The sequence below is a fragment of the Chryseobacterium sp. PCH239 genome (genome assembly GCF_018924625.1).
Lineage (GTDB): Bacteria > Bacteroidota > Bacteroidia > Flavobacteriales > Weeksellaceae > Chryseobacterium > Chryseobacterium cucumeris.
Genome location: NZ_CP073027.1, coordinates 1,055,124 through 1,078,202, shown reverse-complemented (window position 1 = coordinate 1,078,202; position 23,079 = coordinate 1,055,124). Strand labels below are relative to the sequence as shown.

21 protein-coding genes and 2 pseudogenes are annotated in these 23,079 nt (G+C 36.5%); 10 read left to right on the top strand and 13 right to left on the bottom strand.

The window, feature by feature from the left end; translation table 11 throughout:
- Nucleotides 1-59 precede the first annotated feature (59 nt).
- The 5 genes from gpmI to KBP46_RS05040 all read left to right on the top strand — a co-directional run bounded on the left by gpmI (nt 60) and on the right by KBP46_RS05040 (nt 4,921).
- Entirely contained in the window at nt 60-1,601 is a 1,542-nt protein-coding gene (gpmI, locus tag KBP46_RS05060) for a 2,3-bisphosphoglycerate-independent phosphoglycerate mutase (RefSeq protein ID WP_120230874.1), read from the top strand.
- Nucleotides 1,602-1,751: 150 nt separating this feature from the next.
- On the top strand, nt 1,752-2,729 hold the full coding sequence (locus KBP46_RS05055) for an acyl-ACP desaturase (RefSeq protein WP_047431293.1): 978 nt from the start codon (nt 1,752-1,754) through the stop codon (nt 2,727-2,729).
- Between the two features lie 97 nt (nt 2,730-2,826).
- Nucleotides 2,827-3,258 carry a BT0820 family HAD-type phosphatase gene (locus KBP46_RS05050; protein ID WP_062670258.1) on the top strand — a complete coding sequence of 144 codons (432 nt, stop codon included), beginning with the start codon at nt 2,827-2,829 and terminating at the stop codon, nt 3,256-3,258.
- An 86-nt stretch (nt 3,259-3,344) separates the two neighbouring features.
- Entirely contained in the window at nt 3,345-4,154 is an 810-nt protein-coding gene (map, locus tag KBP46_RS05045; protein ID WP_062670256.1) for a type I methionyl aminopeptidase, read from the top strand.
- Nucleotides 4,154-4,921, top strand: a complete 768-nt coding sequence (locus KBP46_RS05040) for a class I SAM-dependent methyltransferase (protein WP_120230875.1) — start codon at nt 4,154-4,156, stop codon at nt 4,919-4,921. Before map ends, KBP46_RS05040 begins: the two co-directional genes overlap by 1 nt.
- A gap of 58 nt (nt 4,922-4,979) precedes the next feature.
- On the opposite strand, the gene KBP46_RS05035 is transcribed toward KBP46_RS05040, so the two are convergent.
- The 3 genes from KBP46_RS05035 to KBP46_RS05025 form a co-directional block, all read right to left on the bottom strand.
- Nucleotides 4,980-5,690, bottom strand: coding sequence for a T9SS type A sorting domain-containing protein (locus KBP46_RS05035; RefSeq protein ID WP_123278425.1), 711 nt, complete (start codon nt 5,688-5,690; stop codon nt 4,980-4,982).
- A gap of 141 nt (nt 5,691-5,831) precedes the next feature.
- A complete protein-coding gene (locus KBP46_RS05030) occupies nt 5,832-6,164 on the bottom strand; it encodes a multidrug efflux SMR transporter (protein WP_034696733.1) in 333 nt (110 codons plus the stop codon).
- Nucleotides 6,165-6,389: 225 nt separating this feature from the next.
- Nucleotides 6,390-6,953 (bottom strand): Crp/Fnr family transcriptional regulator, encoded by a 564-nt coding sequence (locus KBP46_RS05025; RefSeq protein WP_120230877.1) that lies wholly within the window; start codon nt 6,951-6,953, stop codon nt 6,390-6,392.
- 350 nt (nt 6,954-7,303) lie between these two features.
- Between KBP46_RS05025 and era the strand changes: the two genes are divergently transcribed.
- Together era and KBP46_RS05015 are read left to right on the top strand one after the other, a co-directional pair.
- Nucleotides 7,304-8,179, top strand: coding sequence for a GTPase Era (gene era, locus KBP46_RS05020; RefSeq protein ID WP_062670247.1), 876 nt, complete (start codon nt 7,304-7,306; stop codon nt 8,177-8,179).
- Between the two features lie 68 nt (nt 8,180-8,247).
- Complete coding sequence (locus tag KBP46_RS05015; RefSeq protein WP_216444801.1) at nt 8,248-8,676, top strand: DoxX family protein; 429 nt, start codon at nt 8,248-8,250, stop codon at nt 8,674-8,676.
- Between the two features lie 58 nt (nt 8,677-8,734).
- Here the strand turns inward: KBP46_RS05015 and KBP46_RS05010 are convergent, their stop codons facing one another.
- On the bottom strand, nt 8,735-8,884 hold the full coding sequence (locus KBP46_RS05010; RefSeq protein ID WP_157885743.1) for a hypothetical protein: 150 nt from the start codon (nt 8,882-8,884) through the stop codon (nt 8,735-8,737).
- A gap of 117 nt (nt 8,885-9,001) precedes the next feature.
- On the opposite strand from KBP46_RS05010, the gene KBP46_RS05005 reads away from it, so the two are divergent.
- Nucleotides 9,002-11,404, top strand: a complete 2,403-nt coding sequence (locus tag KBP46_RS05005; protein WP_216444800.1) for a prolyl oligopeptidase family serine peptidase — start codon at nt 9,002-9,004, stop codon at nt 11,402-11,404.
- Between the two features lie 84 nt (nt 11,405-11,488).
- On the opposite strand, the pseudogene KBP46_RS05000 reads toward KBP46_RS05005, so the two are convergent.
- A pseudogene (locus KBP46_RS05000) lies at nt 11,489-12,177 on the bottom strand (HAD family hydrolase).
- Between the two features lie 76 nt (nt 12,178-12,253).
- Here KBP46_RS05000 and KBP46_RS04995 point away from each other — a divergent pair.
- On the top strand, nt 12,254-12,817 hold the full coding sequence (locus KBP46_RS04995) for a Crp/Fnr family transcriptional regulator (RefSeq protein ID WP_216444799.1): 564 nt from the start codon (nt 12,254-12,256) through the stop codon (nt 12,815-12,817).
- A 182-nt stretch (nt 12,818-12,999) separates the two neighbouring features.
- The gene (locus KBP46_RS04990) at nt 13,000-13,503 is read left to right on the top strand and encodes a GNAT family N-acetyltransferase (RefSeq protein WP_123278421.1); all 504 of its coding nucleotides are present in this window, start codon (nt 13,000-13,002) and stop codon (nt 13,501-13,503) included.
- A gap of 171 nt (nt 13,504-13,674) precedes the next feature.
- Here the strand turns inward: KBP46_RS04990 and KBP46_RS04985 are convergent.
- From KBP46_RS04985 to KBP46_RS04950, 8 genes and pseudogenes are all read right to left on the bottom strand, one after another.
- Nucleotides 13,675-15,035: pseudogene (locus KBP46_RS04985) on the bottom strand (MATE family efflux transporter).
- 101 nt (nt 15,036-15,136) lie between these two features.
- Nucleotides 15,137-16,321, bottom strand: coding sequence for a sigma-54 dependent transcriptional regulator (locus KBP46_RS04980; RefSeq protein WP_120230883.1), 1,185 nt, complete (start codon nt 16,319-16,321; stop codon nt 15,137-15,139).
- Between the two features lie 56 nt (nt 16,322-16,377).
- Nucleotides 16,378-17,037 carry a YggS family pyridoxal phosphate-dependent enzyme gene (locus KBP46_RS04975; protein WP_123278420.1) on the bottom strand — a complete coding sequence of 220 codons (660 nt, stop codon included), beginning with the start codon at nt 17,035-17,037 and terminating at the stop codon, nt 16,378-16,380.
- 64 nt (nt 17,038-17,101) lie between these two features.
- The gene (locus tag KBP46_RS04970; protein WP_123278419.1) at nt 17,102-17,971 is read right to left on the bottom strand and encodes a polysaccharide deacetylase family protein; all 870 of its coding nucleotides are present in this window, start codon (nt 17,969-17,971) and stop codon (nt 17,102-17,104) included.
- A 294-nt stretch (nt 17,972-18,265) separates the two neighbouring features.
- The gene (locus tag KBP46_RS04965) at nt 18,266-18,994 is read right to left on the bottom strand and encodes a DUF72 domain-containing protein (protein WP_216444798.1); all 729 of its coding nucleotides are present in this window, start codon (nt 18,992-18,994) and stop codon (nt 18,266-18,268) included.
- A gap of 4 nt (nt 18,995-18,998) precedes the next feature.
- A complete protein-coding gene (locus KBP46_RS04960; RefSeq protein ID WP_216444797.1) occupies nt 18,999-21,875 on the bottom strand; it encodes a heavy metal translocating P-type ATPase in 2,877 nt (958 codons plus the stop codon).
- A 194-nt stretch (nt 21,876-22,069) separates the two neighbouring features.
- Nucleotides 22,070-22,630: an AraC family transcriptional regulator gene (locus KBP46_RS04955; protein ID WP_062670227.1), complete on the bottom strand. Its 561-nt coding sequence runs from the start codon at nt 22,628-22,630 to the stop codon at nt 22,070-22,072.
- The gene (locus KBP46_RS04950) at nt 22,627-23,022 is read right to left on the bottom strand and encodes an acyl-CoA thioesterase (protein ID WP_062670225.1); all 396 of its coding nucleotides are present in this window, start codon (nt 23,020-23,022) and stop codon (nt 22,627-22,629) included. Before KBP46_RS04950 ends, KBP46_RS04955 begins: the two co-directional genes overlap by 4 nt.
- Nucleotides 23,023-23,079 lie beyond the last annotated feature (57 nt).

Sequence of the window (23,079 nt, the reverse complement as noted above, 5' to 3'; positions counted from 1 at the left end):
CTTCAAATTCTTCTATTCATAGGAAATTAGGTAAATTTGTCTAACAAAAGTTTTACAAAATGTCGAAAAAAGCAATACTGGCCATTCTTGACGGATGGGGATTGGGAACAAACCCTAACGTTTCTGCAATAGATAAAGCAAATACACCATTCATAGACAGCTGTTACCAGAAATTTCCACATACAACGCTTGAAGCGAGTGGGCTGGCGGTAGGCTTACCAGCCGGACAGATGGGAAATTCTGAAGTAGGACACATGAACCTGGGAGCCGGAAGAGTAGTATACCAAAACCTGGTGAAGCTGAACATGGCCGTTGAAAACGGAACATTGGGCCAGGAAAAAGTGATTCAGGACGCCTTTGAATACGCCAAAAAAGAAAATAAAAAAGTACATTTCATCGGACTGGTTTCCAATGGAGGAGTACACTCACATATCAATCACTTAAAAGGATTACTGACCGCTGCAAAAGAGTTCGGTTTAAATGAGAATGTTTTTGTTCACGCATTTACCGATGGCAGAGACTGTGATCCGCATTCCGGATTAGGGTTTATCGATGAACTTCAGAAACATATGGAAGCAACTACCGGAAAGCTGGCAACAGTGGTAGGAAGATACTATGCCATGGACAGAGATAAAAGATGGGAGCGTGTAAAATTAGCTTACGGTGCCCTTGTGGAAGGAATAGGAGAACAGACAACGGATGCTTTGGCAACAATCAAGATGTATTATGATAATAATGTAACCGATGAGTTCCTGAAGCCTATTATTTTAATGAATACAACTGCTACAGGAAATGTAGTGCCGGTAGCAAGAATCATTGAAGATGATGTGGTGATCTGCTTCAATTTCCGTACAGACAGAGGACGAGAGATTACAGAAGTTCTTTCCCAGAAAGATTTCCCGGAATTTGGAATGAAGAAGCTGAACCTGTATTATATCACATTGACAAACTATGATAAAACATTCCAGAATGTACAGGTTGTTTTTGATGAAAATGTTCTGACGGAAACCATGGGTGAAATTCTTGAGAAAAATGGAAAAACCCAGATCAGAATTGCAGAAACAGAAAAATATCCTCACGTTACTTTCTTCTTTTCAGGAGGAAGGGAAGAGGAATTTAAAGGGGAGAGAAGACTGCTTTGCCCAAGCCCGAAAGATGTTCCTACCTACGATCTGAAACCGGAAATGTCGGCATATGATATCACCAATGCTATCGTGCCGGAACTGGAGCAGGGAACTGCTGATTTTGTCTGCTTAAATTTCGCCAATACAGATATGGTAGGCCATACAGGTGTTTTTGAAGCAGCAGTGAAGGCAGCAGAAGTGGTAGATCAATGTATAGAAAAAGTGGCTACAGCTGCCTATGAAAACGGATATGCTGTTTTTATTCTTGCCGATCACGGAAATTCAGATGTAATGATCAATCCGGACGGAACTCCAAATACTCAGCACTCTACAAACCTGGTTCCTTTTATCGTGATGGATAAAGACCATACATGGAACCTGAAGCCTGGAAAACTGGGCGATGTAGCCCCTACAATCCTTAAAGTAATGGGTGTTGAAATACCAGATGCAATGACTGGAGAAGTTTTGGTTAATTAATATTCAATAATATTGTTAAAAAAATGCCGTTATGCTTTAGTAGCGGCATTTTTTTTATGATTTATGTCAGATAAAGTATGCAAGTCATACTTTATTATGCGTTAAATAATAAATAAATCATATCTTTGTAAATTAAAACTGAATAGTAAAATGTATCAAAAGCTTGTTAGGAAAGAAGTAATGGGATTATTGGAAAAGGAAGTAGGTTCTTTTCTTGATAAATTTTTAACGCCAATTGAAAAAATATGGCAGCCTTCCGATTATTTACCAGATCCTTCAAGTGAAGAATTTAAACACGATTTAGAAGAAATTCAGACCTTTGCCCGTGAAATGCCTTATGATCTTTTTGTAACATTGATTGGGGACTGTATCACAGAAGAAGCTCTTCCTTCCTATGAGTCTTGGTTAATGGGAGTTGATGGAATCAATCAGGAAGAAAAATTAGGCTGGGCCAATTGGGTAAGAGCATGGACTGCTGAAGAAAACAGACACGGAGATTTATTAAACAAATATCTTTATCTGTGTGGAAGAGTAAACATGAGAGAAGTGGAAATTACCACTCAATACCTGATTAATGATGGCTTCGATTTAGGAACCAGCATGGATCCATACAGAAACTTTATTTATACAAGCTTCCAGGAAACAGCTACCAATATTTCTCACAGAAGAGTTGGTACATTGGCTAAACAATCAGGAAACGGAAAATTAGCAAAAATGTGTGGTGTAATTGCTGCAGACGAAGCAAGACATGCTAAAGCATACAAACATTTCGTAGCAAAAATCCTTGAAGTAGACCCTTCAGAAATGATTCTGGCATTTGAAGATATGATGCGTAAGAAAATTGTAATGCCTGCTCACTTAATGAGACAGTCCGGACAAAAAGCTGGTGAACTTTGGGGACATTTCTCAGATGCTGCACAAAGATGTATGGTCTACACAGGTCAGGATTATATCAATATTATGAAAGACCTTTTAGATGAATGGAAAATTGAGCATGTAAAAGGACTTACAGAAAAGGCAGAAAAAGCGCAGGAATACCTGATGAAACTTCCTGCAAGGCTACAGAAGATTACAGACAGAGTTTCTACTCCTGATCTTCAGTTCCAGTTTAGCTGGGTAAAAAGCTAATTAGATCTATTATTATTTAAAATATAAAAGTATTGAGTGCCTTTCTTTTTGGCACTCTTTTTATTTCTTATCTTTGCAAAGCTAAAAAAAGAACAAAATGTTAAATAATAAAAAGATTGCTGTTGACTTTGACGGGACTATTGTTGACGATGCTTACCCGGCAATTGGAAAACCGAAAACTTTTGCATTCGAAACTTTGAAAAGACTTCAGTCTGAAGGATTCAGATTGATACTTTGGACATACAGACACGGAAAAACATTAGATGAAGCGGTAGAATTCTGTAAAAAAAACGGAATAGAATTTTATGCTGTGAACTCAAGCTTTGAAGGAGAAGTTTTTGATCCTGAAAATCAGTCCAGAAAATTAGATGCAGATTGGTTTATCGATGACAGAAATTTAGGTGGATTTCCGGGATGGGGTGAGATCTACAATATTATTCAGGAAAGAATAGAATTCCGCGTTGAAGGAAAAGAAGTTCTTGCCTATTCAAAACTTAAAAAAGAAAAGAAAAAAGGACTTTTTTGGTAGAATAAAACAATTTAAATTTAACAGTGTACCAATTTACCAATCCATATTGTTACACTGATCTATTAATACATTGGTAAATTAATACAATGATTCAATTAAAAACAATAGACGAATTACGTCTGATGAAGGAGAGTGCCCGACTGGTTTCTAAAACATTGGGAATGTTGGCAAAAGAAATTAAACCGGGGATTACTACCTTATATTTAGATAAACTGGCTCATGATTTTATTAAAGATCATGGTGCTGAACCCGCATTCTTAGGCTACGGAGGATTTCCAAACTCTTTATGTATCTCTCCGAATGAGCAGGTTGTTCACGGTTTCCCAAACAATGATGTAGTAAAAGAAGGAGATGTTCTTTCTGTAGATTGTGGCGTTATTTTGAATGGTTTCGTAGGAGATCATGCCTATACTTTTGAAATCGGGGAAGTGAAACCTGAGGTTAAAAAATTACTGCAGGTTACCAAGGAATCTTTATACAAAGGAATTGAGCAGGTTGTCAGAGGAAAAAGAATAGGAGATATCTCCCATGCCATCCAGACACATTGTGAAAAGGAGGGGTATGGAGTAGTAAGAGAGCTTGTAGGACACGGATTAGGAAGAAAAATGCACGAAGATCCGCAAGTTCCTAACTATGGAAGACAAGGAAGCGGAAAAGTAATTAAAGACGGTTTAGCCATTGCAATCGAGCCGATGGTTAACATGGGAACTGAAAAAGTAAAATTCCATAATGACGGTTGGACAGTAACTACTTTAGATAATTTACCTTCTGCTCATTTCGAGCATGATGTAGCTGTGATCAATGGTAAGCCGGTATTGCTTTCTACATTTGATTATGTATACGAAGCTTTAGGGATTGTAAGTGATGAAGAAAAGCAGTTCCAACTGGATTTTTAATGAAAAAGGTAACTAAGCTTTTACTGAATAAAATTCCACGTCCTATGCTTATTAAAATGAGCATCTGGGCTAGACCGCTTATTTATCAGTTTTTCAAAGGAGATCAGTTCTTTGATCCTATTGATGGAAGATCTTATAGAAAATTCCTTCCGTATGGATATGGAAAACAAAGAGAAAATGCTCTTTCTCCCGGAACGTTAAGTTTGGAAAGACATCGCCAGATGTGGCTGTATCTTCAGAATGAAACCGATTTTTTCATTAAGAATTATAAAGTCCTCCATATTGCGCCCGAACAGGAATTTTTAAGGAAATTCAAGAGAATGAGCAACCTGAATTATATCTCTGCAGACCTGTATTCTCCTATTGTAGATGTGAAGGCTGATATTCTGGATTTACCTTTTGAAAATGATAGTTTTGATATCATTTTCTGTAACCACGTTCTGGAACATATTGAAGACGATGCAAAAGCAATGAGCGAGCTATACAGGGTAATGAAACCCGGCGGGTGGGGAATTCTTCAGGTTCCGATGAAAAATTCATTAGAGAAAACCTATGAAGACTTCACGATTAAAGATCCAAAAGAACGTCAGAAACATTTCGGACAGTACGATCATGTTCGTTGGTACGGAATGGATTATTTTGACCGTTTAAGAAAGGCAGGCTTCGAAGTAGAACAGAACTTCTATTCACAGACATTCTCTGAAGAAGAAATAAAAAAATTCGGATTAAGACATAATGAAATCTTACCTGTAGTTTATAAAAAATAAAATAAAAACCGTTTCAGCTAGTGAAACGGTTTTTTTATTTACATGAAACGTTCTGTTTTTATTCTTTGACAAAAGGGTAGGACTTATAATTTTCTATCGTTACAATATATTGCCCTTTCTGTAAATTGCTTGTATCAACTGATGTTTTGTTGCTGTTGGTTGTAGTCTCAAATACCAGTTTTCCTGACAAATCGTAGATCTTAAGAGGAAGGTTTTTCTCAATATTTTCGAGATGCAAAACTTCTTTTGCAGGATTTGGATATGCTTTAAACATTTTCGTTACTGCAGCAGTCTCTTTAGTGCTCAATTGGTCAGTATTGTTATAGTAAATTTTGTTTCCTGAAGGATCTGTAATCACCAAAGTTTTTACAATTCCGTTGGTTGTTATTTGGTAACTGTAAATTGATGCATATGCTCCTAAACCATAAATATCACAGTTTTTCTGATCATAAGCACGAACAGGTGCTGCATTTCCGCCATTATAAAATAAAAGAGTACATGCACTTGATGTTTTGATCAGATTGTTGCTTCCGGGCATAATCCCAAAGCCCATCATAGAGGTGTTATAATATCTGGAATTAATAACATAGCTCGTTCCTCCCGCGGAATTAAATGTAGTTGCGGGAACTCCATTATCTATTAAAGGTGTATTGGTAGTCTGGCCACTGCTTGTTACCATTTTGGAAATATACCAGTTATTGGAAATTAATTCAGAGGTTTGCTGGGCAGTGAGTAAGCCACCTGCTAAAAGGAATAGAATTTTTTTCATAGGTTAAAAGTTTCCGATAAAGATATAAAAGAATTTCTTTTTCTTGTCAAATAAATTAAAACCTGAAAATGATTAAAAAAAACCGCCTTCAATACGAAAACGGTTCCCACTTTTAAATATAGATAGAAATTTATGCGCTTTTTAATGTGATGAGGATACAGCCTTTAATCCTACCACAGAACCTATAAGTGTTACAATAAAAAATACTCTCCAGAAACTTACAGGATCCTTAAAGAATATGATTCCCATTAAGGCAGTTCCTACTGCTCCAATTCCCGTCCATACCGCATAAGCAGTACCGATAGGTAAGGTTTGAGTAGCCTTGATGAGTAAAAGCATACTGATTGTCATTGTTACCAGGAAACCCGCGTACCACAGGTACATTTCAGTTCCTGATGTTTCTTTTGCCTTTCCCAGACATGATGCGAAGGCAACTTCAAATAATCCTGCGATAACTAATATTAACCAATTCATTTTTTAAAATTTTACTACTGCAAATTTCAGAATTTGACAGGAGAAAAAATTTTACAATTGTTAAAAAATGAAATTAAAGAAAGAAAGATGGGAGCTGGAAGAATGAAGATGTAAATGAAAGAGTTGTCATATCATTAGGAGCGGACTTTAGTCCGCTTATAATATAAAAGATCATTCCGTTGGCTTTAGCCCAAACATAAATTAAGGATCAAAGAATTTTTTAATCTACTTGATTTCGGCCCGTATTCTACTCAAACTTACCTGAGTAATCCCAAGATACGACGCAATATACCCCAGCTGAACCCTTTTTAACAGTTCAGGTTGATACGCCATAATATCTTTATAACGTTCCAGAGAAGTTTTGAACTGTCTGGAAATAATCAGTTCTTCAGATTTTATCATTTCTGCTTCTGCCAGCTTTCGTCCCCAGTTGGCAATATGGATATCTTCATTGAACAGTTTTCTTAGGTTTTCTGTTTCCATTCTGTACAGATCACAGTCTTCCAGAAGTTCAATGCTTTCATAGCCCGGTTTGTCCTCCACATAGCTTTTCATAGAGAGAATACATTGTCCCTCGCTTCCGAACCAGAAAGTAATATCATTGTCAGCTGTTGAAGAATAAGCACGTGCGATCCCCTTTCTTATAAAATAAAGATAAGGAATCACTTTATCAGCTTCCATCAGACAAAAGCCTTTAGGATGGGAAACTTCGGTAATATACTCTTTTAAACTGTTTTTTGAGGTCTCAGGAAGGAGGTAAACCTTATCAAGAATCTGGTCTATATTCATAAAGATGAATTCTAATAGTCAAAAATATCAGTTTTAAGTAATGCAATACAAAATTATCAGATATTTTTTATCAGAAATATTGCAATATGTATAATCAAAAATTTTTCTGAATTCAATTTATTTATTGTCAATACTACAAAGGAAAAGAGCAAAATTTTCCTCCATTGGAGAGGTGTCAAAAATTCTTTGAATTTTTGACGGCTTGGTGAGCCCGGCAATTGTGATCCAGGGTAAATTTCCTTTTCTCACACTGTATTAGGCATATAACTCTCTTTTTTCTTTTAATTGTTAAGATTAACTGTAAAGACCAATTTTGTTTTACTAACTTTGCAGTTCGTAATATTATTTTTATGCACAAAGCTGGATTTGTAAATATAGTTGGAAAGCCCAATGCGGGAAAATCGACCTTGCTTAACCAATTGATGGGAGAGAAGTTGGCGATTGTAACGCAGAAAGCTCAGACAACCCGCCACAGAATTTTTGGTATTTATAATGAAGATGATCTTCAGATTGTATTTTCTGATACTCCGGGAGTATTGGATCCAAAATACGGACTGCAGGAGAAAATGATGGATTTTGTAAAGGACTCTTTGCAGGATGCTGACGTTTTCCTGTTTATTGTAGATGTTACCGATAAAGCAGAACCATCAGAATTTTTAATTGATAAACTGAATAAAATTCCTGTTCCTGTACTTCTTCTCTTAAATAAGGTAGATCAGACGGACCAGGCAGGTCTTGAAAAATTGGTAGAAGATTGGCATGCAAGAATTCCAAAGGCTGAGATTTTACCTATCTCTGCATTGAATGCCTTCAATACAGAAGTTATTTTACCTAAAATAAAATCTTTGCTTCCTGAGAATCCGCCTTACTATGATAAAGACCAGTACACGGATAAACCTGAAAGGTTCTTTGTTAATGAGGCTATTCGTGAGAAAATCCTTTTGAATTACGATAAAGAAATTCCATACTCTGTAGAGGTAGTGACTGAACAGTTCAAAGAGAAAGAAGGAATTATCTTTATAGACTCTATTATTTATGTAGAAAGAGATACTCAAAAAGGAATTATTATCGGGCATAAAGGAGAAGCGATTAAAAAAGTTGGAACTGAAGCCAGATTGGACCTTGAGAAATTTTTCACCAAAAAAATTCATTTAAACCTTTTTGTAAAGGTGAAAAAAGACTGGAGAAAGAACGATAGGGATCTTAAAAATTTCGGTTACAGATAGACTAAAATAGCCTGTAATCCCGTTGTATTAAAAGATTTTTTACTACCTTAGTATAAATTTTTTAGTACATGAACTATAATAATTCAAATTTCAGCTCAATACCTAAAGATATTATTTTACTGGCAGTAAGAGTGTTTGTTGGTTTTGCCATGCTTTCTCATGGTTTTCCAAAGCTTCAGATGCTATTGGCTGGTGGTAAAATCGAATTTTTTGATTTTATGGGATTGGGATCACAGGTGTCATTGATTCTTACGGTTTTTGCTGAATTTGTATGTTCAATACTCCTGATATTAGGGCTTTTTACAAGAGTTGCTCTGGGATTTTTAATCTTTACAATGATTATTGCAGGTTTTGTGGTACATGGAGCAGATCCATTCGAAAAAAGAGAAATGAGCCTTATTTATCTTTCTGTTTATCTTTTGCTTATGGTAATTGGAGCTGGAAAAGTTTCAGTAGATCATATGATTGAAAGAAGAAAAAGAGCTTCAGACTGGTAATCTTACAACCATACAAAATAAGGAAGGCACTTCAGAAAATGAAGTGCCTTTTCTGTTATTAATAATTACAGTTAGGTAAGCATTCCCAGATCAGGGCTCCGTTTTCATCTCTTACTCTGCAAGCCATAAAGCCTGCATCACATAGTGGAGCATTTCCTCCGTTAATCAATTTTAAATTTCCTTTTGATAATTTTTTTAAATTTTTCATATTATTTTAATTTGTAAGATAAATGTAATAAAAAATAAATATGACACTAAAAGGAGTCTTATTTTAAGTGTTAAAATTCTTTTAAAATTCACTACATTCGTAAAAAATGAATTTATAATGAAGATAAAACTGACTATTTGCCTCTTGGCATTTCTCAATTTTTATGATGCACAGGAAAATATTAGCTATCAGAAACCCTCTGCCGAGATTTTAAAACTTGCAGATTATGAAAGACCTCCGAGTGTTCTGATGAACAGCAAAAAGGACTGGGTAGTGTTTACGTATCGCCCTACATATAAAACATTGGAAGACCTCAGTCAGAATGAAATGAAGCTTGGCGGACTTAGAATCAATCCTGTTACCAATATTTCAAGCAGCATGATCTACTCCAATAATCTGAATATCAGAAAGTTCAATGATAAAAATGAGATTCAGGTAAAAAACTTACCTTCCCATTCAAAAATTGCCTACGTTTCGTTTTCACCGGATGAAAAGAAGCTGGCTTTTACCAATACAACCTCTAAAGGAGTAGAACTTTGGATAGTGGATATGGAAACAGCATCTGCCAAAAAGATTACCGCAGATAATCTGAATGCTAATTTAGGAATGCCTTATATTTGGTATAATGACTCTCAAAGCTTCCTGATCAGAACGCTTCCACAAAACAGAGCTGCTCTTTTAAATGCAGACGAAGACCTTCCGACAGGCCCGATTGTTTCAACAGCAGATGGTAAGGTTTCCCAGAACAGGACTTATCAGGATCTTTTGAAGAACCCTCAGGACGAAAAAAAATTTGAGACCCTTACTGCTTCTGAAATTTATAATGTAGATCTTACAGGAAATCTTAAGAAACTGAAAGATCAGGATATGTATGCCGGCTTAAGTTTTTCTCCGGACGGAAGCTATCTGCTGGCTACAATTATTAAAAAACCATTCTCTTATATTGTGCCACTGAGCAGATTTCCATCAACAACGGTGGTGTATGATATGAAAGGAAATACTGTAAAAACAGTAAATGACGTTCCTTTGAATGAAATCATGCCAAAAGGATTTTCATCCGTAAGAACCGGAAAAAGAGAAATGGAATGGAGAAGCGATGCTCCGGCTACTCTTACCTATGCGGAAGCTCTGGATGGAGGAGATCAGTCTAAAACAGCAGAGTACAGAGACGAGATATTTACCTGGGAAGCTCCGTTTACAGCGGCTCCGAAATCTTTCTTCAAAACAAAGCAGAGATATAAGGACGTGGTGTGGACTAATGATCATTATGCTATTGTTTCTGAAGGCTGGTATGATACAAGAAATACAAAATCTTACCTGTTGGATCTTAGCAGTGGAGAATCAAAAGTTTTCGATGACAGAAATTACCAGGATGTTTACAGCGATCCCGGACATTTTAATACAACGAAAAACCAATACGGAAGATCTGTAGTCGATATGAAAGGTGGAAAAGCCTATCTTATCGGAGATGGATTTACCAAAGATGGACAGCACCCGTTTATCGACGAAATGGATATTAAATCTTTGAAAAAGAAAAGACTTTATACCTCTAATCTTAAAAACGCTAAAGAAGGGATTGTAGATATTTTAAATCCTTCAAAAGGAGAAATTCTGACCACTCAGCAGTCACCAAGCCAATATCCTAATTATTTTAAAAAGAATATTAAATCTAATAAAGCAGAAGCCGTAACCAATTTTGCAAACCCTTTTGAAAGTATCAAAGACGTTTACAAAGAAGTGATTACTTACAAGAGAAATGATGGTGTTACCCTGACAGGGACCCTTTATTTACCTGCAAACTATGATAGAAAGACAAAGAAAGAAAAATTACCTTTATTAATCTGGGCTTACCCTAGAGAATATAAAGATAAGGATACTGCAGGACAGAGTACTCAAAATGATAATGACTTTACATTCCCAACGTATGGCTCTTTTGTATATTGGACAGCTAAAGGGTATGCTGTTTTAGATAATGCTGCTTTCCCAATTGTTGGGGAAGGGAAAACAGAACCTAATGATACCTTTATTCCTCAGTTGGTAGCCAATGCTGCTGCTGCCATTGATGCAGTAGATCATTTAGGATATATCGACAGAAAGAAAGTGGCTGTAGGAGGGCATTCTTACGGTGCATTTATGACGGCAAACCTTCTGACTCATTCTAACCTTTTTGCCTGTGGAATTGCAAGAAGTGGTGCCTATAACAGGACTTTGACACCATTCGGGTTCCAGAGTGAGCAGAGAAACTATTGGGATGTTCCGGAAATCTACAACACGATGTCTCCGTTTATGCATGCGGACAAAATGAAGACCCCACTTCTTCTGATTCACGGAGATGCAGATAATAATCCGGGTACATTTACATTGCAGACGGAAAGATACTTCCAGGCACTGAAAAATTTAGGTGCTCCTGTGAAAATGGTTCTTCTTCCAAAAGAAGCCCACAGTTACCAGGCGAAAGAAAATATCTTACACGTTTTATGGGAACAGGATCAGTTCCTTGAAAAGTGCTTGAAGAAATAAATAAAGAAAGAGACTGTTTATCAAAAACAGTCTCTTTTTTGATTAAAAATATATTAAGAAAGTTGGGGCGTTGTTATATTGTATTTAAAAGCGCTTCAAAATCTCATCAATACTCTTAAGCTCTATAAAATTAGGATGCTCAAGATTTACATCATGCTGTTCATGACTCCAGGTGACATGATAAGGAATATGAGCGGCATAACCACCGATTTCTAGTACCGGCAGAATATCTGATTTGATAGAATTTCCAAGCATCAGAAAGTTTTCAGGTTGGCAGTCCAGATGTTTCAAAAGCTTTTTATAATCGTGTTCTTTTTTGTCACTCATGATTTCAATGTGATGAAAATAATCCTGTAATCCCGAATTTTTCAGTTTACGCTCCTGATCCAGCAAATCGCCTTTTGTGGCAACAACCAGTCTGTATTTTCCTTTTAAACTTTCAAGAGTTTCGGTAACTCCATCCAATAATTCTATAGGTTTCTGAAGAAGCTCCTGACCAAGAATAATAGCTTTATTGACTAATTCCAATGAAGCTGTATTATTAGAAACTCTAGTGATGGTTTCAACCATACACAGCATAAATCCTTTTACTCCATAGCCATACAGATGGAGATTCTGCATTTCTGTTTTAAACAATTCCTGTGATACCGAATGTTGTGGAAGATAATCTTCAAGAAGTACACAGAATTTTTTTCTGCTTCCTGAAAATAAGGTTCGTTGATCCAAAGTGTATCATCCGCATCAAAAGCAATGGTTGTAATATGATTATTCATTTTTGTTTTGTAATTTTCTGTCCGTAAAATTCAGTATAAAAACTCAATAAGAAAAGGACATTTGTCCCGGGAGAATATGTTAAGGACGAATCAGACATTTTTAAACTATCTTGATGAACTGCACAAAAAGCAGAACACGAGTGACGATATTCTAGTAAAATCTTTTTCTACAGGGGATCAAATACTGGTACAGGATCATCAGCTTTCTCATGTCATGATGATTAAAGAAGGGATTGTCAAATGCTTTCTGGCTGAAGAAAACGGAAAAGAATATATTGTTGAGTTTCTGGGAAGCGGTGAAATCATCGGGGAAGTGGAATTAATCAAAAATATAAACTGTCTGTGCAGTATTGAAGCCCTCAATGAAGTGACAGTATATGCAGTAAAGATTCCGTTTTTTAAAGCTTTGATTAAAAATGATCTTGCCCTAAACCACCTTCTTTTAGAGTCTTTTGCAGAGCGAATTATCAATACTTCCAGCAGAGCATCCTACCAACAGTTATATACGATAGAACATACTTTAAAACAATTGTTACAAATGCAGGCTAAGCAGAATATTCATATCTCCAAAGAAGATATGGCGGCTTATTTAGGAATTACAGTAAGAAGTTTAAATAGAATTTTAAAAGATTTAAAATAATTTTCCTTGCTCCTTAAAAATATTCAAAGTTTAAATTTATTACGTCTTTGTGTAAAAAATGATTGTATTGTTAGGGGTGTATTTGCTTTAATTATTAAAAATAAAATAAATTGAGTGTGTTTTTACAGGGGTGATTTTAAAATGTAGTATTTTTGCGTTACAATAATTTGACTTCAATATTCATGGAAAAACTAAAGTTCAGAAATGCTGAATTAGCCGATTTGAATAAAATCGTAGCCATCTACAACTCAACAATTGCTTCAAGAATGGTCACTGCAGACATGGAAGAAGTTTCTGTGGAAAGTAAGCTAAAATGGTTTGAAGAGCATAATCCCCAGACAAGGCCGCTTTGGGTAGTTGAAGATGACCAGAATCAAACCGTTGGTTGGGTCAGTTTCAGTTCATTCCATGAAAGGGCAGCATATAACGGTACGGTAGAAGTAAGTATTTATCTGGATGAATCCTGCAGAGGAAAAGGATACGGAAAAGCCATTCTTCAATATTGCATTGATAACGCCGGAAAATTTGGAGTAAAAAACCTTGTAGCGCTTATTTTCCTTCATAATGAACCAAGTTTGAAGTTATTCAGACACTTTGGATTTGAAGATTGGGGAAGTCTTCCTAATGTAGCGATTCTGGATGGTGTGGAAAGAAGTCTGAAGATCTTAGGGAAGAGGATAGATTAAACTGAGCAGAAAGGCGGATAAGCTAGTGTCTATTTGTGAATTTAATTTATACTGTTTGTGTTTAGAAAATATGCATAATTATATAGATATAGAAAGGATATAGCGCACTGTTCTGTTGTAAATTAACGAATATAAAAAAGGCTGTCTCACATTGAAACAGCCTTTTTGATTTTATGAATTCTGCTTAATTCTTTTCGCAGACATATTCAGGAATCGTTTTACCAGGAAAACAGCGGAAACCGTTAATCCCAGTCCAAGTGCGATCCACATTCCGAATGCGCCCATTTCTAAAGTAACACAGAAGAAATATCCCAAAGGAATGGTAATCACCCAGTATGCAATAAAGGTATAAATAGAAGGAATTTCACATCCTGCAAACCTCTCAGCATTCCCAAAGCGGTCACCTGAATTCCATCAGAAAGCTGGAATAAAGCAGCGATGATCATCAGTTTTGCAGCCAGGGTAATGACTTCCACTTCTTCTTTTTTCGTGAAGAAGGTAGGAAGGATATTTCTGCCTAAAATAAACACCAATCCGCAGATGCACATGAAAATAAAGGCGATTTTCAGGTTGTTGATTCCTACCTTTCTCAGTTCCACAAAATTCTGTTCACCCAGTTTTCTCCCAATCATTACCGTAGAGGCAACACTGAATCCAACACATAAGTTGAAGGTAAATGAAGCCATGCTTAATGCGATCTGGTGAGAAGCAATATCGTGTGCTGAGATCAGCCCGCAAATAAATGCAGCTCCGGCAAAAGCAGTTACTTCAAAGAACATCTGTAAAGCTGTAGGTAATCCAAGTCTCACCATTTTATCAAACATCTGCTTTGAAAAAACCTGAATTTTTAAAGAGAAATCTTTGATATAGCGTCTTGTTCTTTCTTCTTTTACCAAAACAAAATAAAGAAAAACCACCATAAAAATTCTGGAAATCAGAGTAGCCAGTGCAGATCCCTGTACACCCATTGCCGGAATTCCCCAAAGTCCTTTGATAAAGACATAGTTTAAGGCAATATTGATGATGTTGGCAATAATGGTCGCTTTGGTAACTCCAATGGTATAGGATAAACCTTCAGAAACTTCACGAAGGGTCTGAAAGGCCATGAATGGTATCATACTGATCACCATGATACTTAAAAAGCTTACCGTATCAGGAATGATCTTGGCGGGCTGTCCGGAATGATAGAGGAGTGGCATTCCCAAAAGGAGAATGACCATCAGGATAATTCCGACCGACATATTGATAATAAAGCCGTGGCTGAATACAGAATTGATCGTAGCGTGATCCTGTTTGGAGTGCGCTTCCGAAACCAATGGTGGAATGGCAAATGAAAAGCCCAGGGCTAACACAAATATGGAGAAAAACACAGCATTCCCCAATGAAACAGATGCCAGAGCATCGGCACCCAATAATTTTCCGACAATAATATTATCGAATAAGTTTACTGAAACTTGCCCCACCTGAGTAAGCATTACAGGCAGAGCCAAAGTCAGGCATTCTTTTGTATAGTTTTTGTTTAAAAAGTTCATAATATTTTAAGATTCATATAGTTTATCATTCAAATTAGGTCAAAAAAAAAATTTGCAGTGGTAACACTGCAAATTTTTATAATATGGTAAATAATAGGCTATTATTTCCTTACAAAACTTGCAACGTCACCTTCAGAAACAGTGTTTCCACCAAGAATAATCAATCTTTCAACAACATTCCTTAATTCTCGGATATTTCCAGTCCACGAAAGCGCTTTTAAAGCATCAATAGCTTTATCATCAAACTTTTTCGCAGCAGTACCATGCTCATCAGCAATCATTCCTGAAAAGTGCTCAACCAATAATTTGATATCTTCTTTTCTTTCATCCAATGGCGGAACATAGATTTCAATAACAGAAAGTCTGTGATAAAGGTCTTCTCTGAATTTTCCTTCCTCAATTTCTTTCTGCATATTTTTATTGGTTGCCGCAATTACTCTTACGTCAACTTTGATTTCTTTATCACTTCCTACAGGAGAAACTTTGCTTTCCTGTAGAGCTCTTAATACCTTAGCCTGAGCAATAAGGCTCATATCTCCAATCTCATCCAGGAAAATAGTACCGCCATTGGCCTGTTCAAATTTTCCCTGCTTATCTTTAATAGCACCTGTAAAAGATCCTTTTACGTGTCCGAAAAGTTCAGATTCAATAAGTTCAGATGGGATAGCAGCACAGTTTACCTCTACCATAGGGCCTCTTGCACGCTCACTTTGATTGTGGATTGCATGAGCTACCAGCTCTTTTCCTGCTCCGTTAGGTCCTGTGATCAGAACTCTGGCATCAGAAGCAGCTACCTTCTCAATCATATCCTGAATCTTTTGAAGAGCAGGAGAAGTACCAATCATCTGGTATTTCTTACTTACTTTTCTTTTTAGAGTTTTATTTTCAGTCTGGAGATTTTTGTTTTCTTTCTTCAGGGTTTCTTTCACCAATGCATTTTTCACACTTGTAATAAGTCTGTTGATATCAATGGGTTTGGAAATAAAATCATATGCGCCCTCTTTCAAACAGGAAACAGCGGAATCAATGTCTGCGTGTCCTGAGATCATGATAAAAGTAGTTTCTGGTTTTAAGGCAAGACTTTGTTTCAAAAGCTCGGTTCCTGAAAGCTTAGGCATTTTAATATCAGAAATCACTAGGGCGAAATCTTCTTTTTCTACCTGCTTGTAACCTTCAAGGCCATCTTCGGCGATAACAAATTCATAATCGGTGAGTTCATCCGAAAGAATACTATGAAGTACTCCCGAGATTGCTTTTTCGTCTTCTACTATAAGGATTTTTTGCATAGTTGCAAATTTAAATTTTTTGTTTCAATTATTAGCAAAAACTGTACCTAAATATTCTATTTGGAGTAGTCTCTTCTTCCAAAAATAGCAGATCCAACCCTCACAGAGTTAGCCCCACACTCGATTGCTATCGGGAAATCATCACTCATTCCCATTGATAAAGTATTTAATGCTTTTGATTGATTTAATTCATCAAAAAGCTTCTTCAGTGTTAAAAATTCATTTCTAACCTGCTGCTCATCATCGGTGAATGTTGCCATTCCCATTAAACCAGTTATTTCCACATTGGGAAAATTGCCTTCAATAGATTGTTGAAAAAGAGCTTTCGCTTCAGAAATTTCAAGTCCGAACTTACTTTCTTCTGCTGCAATTTTTACCTGCAGAAGAACTTTAATCTTCCTGTGGTGTTTTCCTGCTTCTTTATTGATTTCTGTTAATAATTTTTCAGAATCCACACTTTGTATGGTATCTATGAAAGGAGCAATGTACTTCACTTTGTTGGTCTGTAAGTGACCAATCAAATGCCATTGGATATCCTGAGGAAGAAGAGGAGCTTTTTCCATCAGTTCCTGAACCTTGTTTTCTCCGAAAACTTTCTGTCCCAGGTCATATACTTCCTGAACAGCCGATGCAGGATGTGTTTTTGAAACAGCAACCAGCTGCACAGTGGATGGCAGCTGGTTTTTTATAGTGTTGTAGTTCTCTTTAATACTCATAATACAAATGTCCGAAAATTCTCTGAATGTTCAAAGCTTAGTGATATCAGGTATGCAGCGGTTATTAATTCAAAACCTCATTGATTTTAGGATATTGAGATATTTTTCTGAACACAAACCTGTTGCTCTTCTGCAGTTTCTCAATAAACATATCCAGTTCATTGATAGAGTCTGCATCTCTCAGATACTGGTCGTGAGTAAGGAATACAAGGTGTCTGGATGTTTTCTCAAGGTCGTTCATGAAAATACTGTCTACTTTCTTGATCATGGCTTCATGACTTCCTTTTAAAGTCATTTTCTGAGAAGGTCTCCATTCAAGATCCCAGCCAATTACTTTATAACCGGCTTTTTTAAGTCCATCTGCTGCTAAAGTGGAACTTTTAATATCTGTTACATTAATATTGTTGAGCCTCCAGATATTTCTTCCGGGAGTTCTTGCTATTTTATCGGTAAGCTTCAGACTGTCTTTGGCGATGTCAAAATCGTGAACTACAGCATCAGCATTTTTATAAAAATCTGTGTATTTGTTGTGAGCATGAGAAAAACTGTGATTGGCCAGCTCTACCAACGGGTTTTGCTTAAGCAATAGCAGATCATCCTTCTGTTTTTTGCTTCCATAAGCATGCTTCCCCACCAGAAAGGCAGTGGCGCAGACATTTCTCTTGTCCAGGATTTTTAAAAGATTTTCTGTCCCCTGATTGGGTCCGTCATCAAAGGTAAGGTAGATCACTCTTTTATCCGGGTCTACGCTTTCATCATCCATATTACTGGAGACTATTTCTGCGGAAGGATGTTCCTGTGAACTGACGACGGGGTCATTATTCACTTCATTCTTGAAATTACAGCTGTTCAATAAAGCCGAAGTTGTACTCATCAATACAACCATCCCGAGAAAAGTCATATTTTTTGACTTTCCCGCAAAAATTTTTCTCATAAAAATAATGGAATTTAAATTGTTAAAAATCGTTAAAAATAACAGATGAAAATTAACAAATTATATGCCAAGCTGTGCAGTTGTTTTTCTTTTTAAGTTTATTTTAAGAACTTTATTTTAAGGGAGATTTTCATTACCTGACAAGTTGTAAATTTATGATTTTCTTTTCTTTAAAATTTAACATTTATAAATATGAAAACGATAGTATTTTTCTATGTTTGCTAAGACTTCAATATTCTTCAATTGACGGAGAATTATTTTATTTTAACAAAATCAAATCATTCTGCCGGAGTGTTATTCCAAAATATGTTTTAGATACAGCGAATTTTTAATAGCTGCCGTTCCCCAGGTATTATTGAAGAAAATAAATGAGGTTTGGGTTGTATTTTTAATCTTTTCAGCTAATGCATCCATGAAATCATTACTATATTCTGATTTGTAAAGAACAGGTTTTCCATGAAGCCTGTAATAGAGTATTTCCGGATGATTAATAATAAGGTCTTCAGGAAGATTGCCTGGAAAACTTACGCCTGAGAAGACAATATCGTATTGTTTTAAAAGATCAAATATCTCTTTTTGCCACCATGAGCTGTGCCGGAATTCAATGACGTTCAGAAATCTGGAATCGAGATTGTTGATAATCCGTTCTATATTCTCTGCCGTATTTTTAAAGGAAGGAGGAAGCTGATATAGAAATCCGGAAAGTTTATCCTTCAGGCTGTTTTGAATATGATTGCAGAATAGAACGATCTCATCTTTGGAATTTTCAAGCCGGTTTTGATGGGTGATGGCTTTTGGAATTTTAATGAAGAATCTGAAATTATCAGGTGTTTCAGCATACCACTTCAATAATGTTTTTGAGGTCGGTTTTCTATAAAAAGAAGAATTGATTTCTACGGCATTGAATGTTTTTGAGTATAAAGAAAGAAAATCTTTACTTTGGGCATTTTCGGGATATAAAGACCCTTTCCAGTCGTTATTGTAAAATCCCGAGCACCCTATGTAAAGATTTTCTTTTGTCATGTTATTATTTTATATCCAGATCTACAGAGTTTAATCTTAATGAATTCAGTATCACAGACAGGGAACTGAAGCTCATGGCTGCAGCTGCAATCATTGGTGATAAAAGAATTCCAAAGAATGGATACAATAATCCTGCCGCAACCGGAACGCCCAGTACATTATAGATGAATGCGAAGAACAGATTCTCTTTAATGTTTTTGAGAAGTTTTTCACTAAGTAATTTAGCTTTTGCAACGCCTAAGATATCTCCTTTCAATAAAGTAATTTCAGCACTTTCAATCGCAACATCTGTTCCTGTTCCCATAGCAATGCCCACATCAGACTGGGCAAGGGCAGGAGAGTCGTTGATTCCGTCTCCCGTCATCGCTACAATTTTGCCCTGCTGCTGTAGTTTTTTTACCTCATTCAGTTTATCTTCAGGAAGACAGTTGGCTTTGAAATGTTTGATTCCTAATTCATCAGCAACAGCTTTCGCAGTATGTTCATTGTCTCCGGTCATCATGATAACGTCTATACCTTCACTCATCAGCTGTTTTACGGCTTTCTTAGAGCTTTCTTTAATTTTATCTGTAAAGCTTACGAATCCCAGCACCTGCTGTTCCTGTGCGATATAAGAAATAGTATGAGCTTTAGACTGAACTTCTACTGCTTTCTGTTTTAAGCTCTCCGGAATCATAATCTGATGGGAGGTCAGGAGACTTTCATTTCCAAGATAAGCGGTCTTGCCATTGATATTTCCCTTGACTCCTTTTCCAGATATGTTTTCAAATTGATCTACTTTTTCAGCACTTACATTCTCTTCTTTTGCTCTTTTTATGATGGCATTGGAAAGTGGGTGTTCAGAATTTTGATTCAAAGAAAAAGCCAGTTTTAAAATCTGATTCTGATCTCCGTTTACTGTTTCAATATGTTCTACGGAGGGTTTCCCTTCTGTTAAAGTTCCTGTTTTATCAGTAATCAAAACATTTACTTTATTCATCTGTTCCAGAGCTTCTGCATTTTTTATAAGGATTCCGTTTTTAGCACCTTTCCCTATTCCTACCATTAAAGACATGGGAGTGGCCAGACCAAGGGCACAGGGACAAGCCACAATCAAAACGGCAACAGCATTCACAAAGGCAAATAGAGTCCTTTTTCCTTCCGGGCCGAAAAACTGCCAAAGAACAAAAGTAAGTACTGCAATAAGAATGACTACAGGGACAAATACTTTTGAAACTTTATCCGTAAGCTTCTGGATAGGTGCTTTGCTGCGGCTGGCTTCATTCACCATTTTGATGATCTGGGAAAGCAGTGTTTCATCACCTACTTTTTCTGCCTTCATAATGAATACCTGGTTACCGTTGATGGTTCCGGAAGATACTTTATCGTCAACATTTTTTTCAACAGGAACAGGTTCTCCGGTAATCATGCTTTCGTCCACAATAGAATTTCCCTCAATGATTTTTCCGTCTACGGGAATTTTTTCACCAGGTTTTACCTTTAATAAATCTCCTATTTTTACCTGGGAAAGCAGTACTTTTTTTTCTTCACCGTTTATCATAAGATTGGCTTCATCAGGTGAAAGGTTCATTAATTCTTTAATGGCATTTCCTGTTTTTTTATGAGCTGCTGCTTCCATCAGCTGACCTAAAATAACAAGGGTTAAAATCACACAGACAGCCTCAAAGTACAATGGGATTTCATGATTGTGTCCACGAATTTCATGTGGAATAATGTCTGGAAATATCAGAGCAACAATACTGAAAATAAATGCAGCAGCAACTCCCAGAGCAATCAGACTGAACATATTGAGGTTCCATGTTTTGAAGGAAACCCAGCCTCTTTTCAACAGAAACCATCCTGAATAAAACATTACAGGAAGAGTCAATGCAAGCTCAATAAATCCCTGGATCTGATGAGAGAAAGGGAAGTTGATCAACATTCCTCCCATAGAAAGAATGAAAACCGGAATCGTAAACGCGAGTGAAATAATGAACTTTCTTTTTAATATAGTATAGGTTTCATCTTCGTCATCATCACCGCTGTCCGGCATTCTCACAAGATCCATTCCGCAGATCGGGCAGTCTCCCGGTTCGTCACGAATGATTTCCGGATGCATAGGACAGGTGTATTTTGCGGTTTTCTTTTCCGGATATTTTACAAGATCCATTCCGCAAACCGGACATCCCACATTAGAATCATAGGTTTTGTCGCCTTCACAATACATTGGGCAGTAGTACCTGCCTGCCATCTCATCAGTCACTTTAGGAGCCTCATGATGATGGTCATGGTGGTCATGATTATGATGATGGTGAGAATGAGAATGGGAATGAGCGTGATGCTGATGTGAGGTTGCTTTTTGGGCGAGTTCTTCAGTAATTGGCTCTAAATCCATATGACAAACAGGGCAGCTGCCTTTTTCATCATATACTTTATCCCCTTCACAAAACATCGGACAATAATGCTTCCCGATACTATCTTTAAAATTTTCAGGAAGGTTGGTTGATGAATAAGTTGGTTTATGATTAGGATCTTTGGCAAGCTTTTCTTCAATAGGAACCAGATACATTTTGCAGACAGGACATCTTTCCCCTTGTTTGAAATATACTTTATCTCCTTCACATTCCATTGGACAATAGTATACCGAAGACGGAGATACACGGTCCTGAGGTTTTACAAAGGCTGTCTCGGGATGATTGGGATCTTCAAGTCTGTATTTCCCTATTTCTGCCAGGGCATCATTTAATACCGAAAGTTTCACTCCATGATCAGAAGTGATGGTGGCGGTATGAGTTTCCAGATTTACATCGGCTTTAACACCATCAACACTGTTCAGTTGATTTGAAATTTTTTTCTGGCAGCCGGAACAGGTCATTCCGAGTATTTTATACTGTTGTTCCATGATTCTTAAATTTATAGTACAAATTTCCAAAATGGAAAACTAAGGTTGTTATAAATTTAAGGATAATAGTTATAAAATTAGGTGGAGTGGGAGAGTTTAAGGGTAGGAGAGTATAAGAGTAAGAGTGTTTGAGAGTTTGTAAGTGTGAATAGGAATATTTAACTCCTTCACCCTAAGCGCTCAAACACTTAAACTTATAGATTGTCGAGTGCTTTGCGATTGTGTTCTTTGAGTTTTTTGAATTCAGTAGGAGTGAATCCTGTTGTATTCCTGAACTGGGAAGAAAGATGCTGTACACTTTTATACCCAAGTTTTCCTGCAATTTCAGTAAGGTTGAATTCGTTGTATAAAAGAAGCTCTTTTACCTTTTCTATTTTCTGAAGAATGAAGAATTGCTCTAATGTGATATTTTCGTTTTGAGAAAATGTTTTGGAAAGAGCACTGTAATCCTTGTGAAGTTTTGAACTTAAAAATTCGGAAAGCAGAAAATCTTCCGAGATATCGAGCTCGCTTATTTTTACAATGATCAGGTTTTTGATTTTTTCTACAGTCTGATGAGCTGAATCCATAATTCTTTCAAAACCTGTATCAAGCAGTTCTTTTTCTATGATCTGCATTTTTTCAGGAGAAAGATCAGCTTCCGTTTCTACTTCTCCCAGTAAGATATTAGCTGTCTTTACATCTGCATTACGGAAGATATTTTCTACTGCCGAAATGCATCTATTGCAGACCATATTCTTTATGAAAATCTTCATAGGCTGTTGTTTAACCTGTCTTTTACGAATTCTATCTGGGTTTTGCCATGAGGAACAGGATTGCCTTCTTCGTTAAGGTTTACCATGACAATTCTTTCTACCGTAATAATGGTTTGATGAGTCATTTTATTTCTTACATCACATCTCAAAGTAATAGAAGAAGACCCGAAATGGGTAGCTTCAATTCCAATTTCTATAATATCTCCCTGTTTGGCTGAGCTGACAAAGTTGATTTCAGAAATAAATTTGGTTACTACTTTTGTGTTTTCCAACTGAATGATAGCATAAAGTGCAGCTTCTTCATCAATCCATTGAAGGAGTCTTCCTCCGAAAAGTGAATGATTGGGGTTTAAGTCTTCGGGTTTCACCCATTTTCTGGTATGGTAGTTCATATCTTGTAATAATTTGCAGTACAAATTTAGTGTTAAAAGCTGATCTTTTCAAAAGAA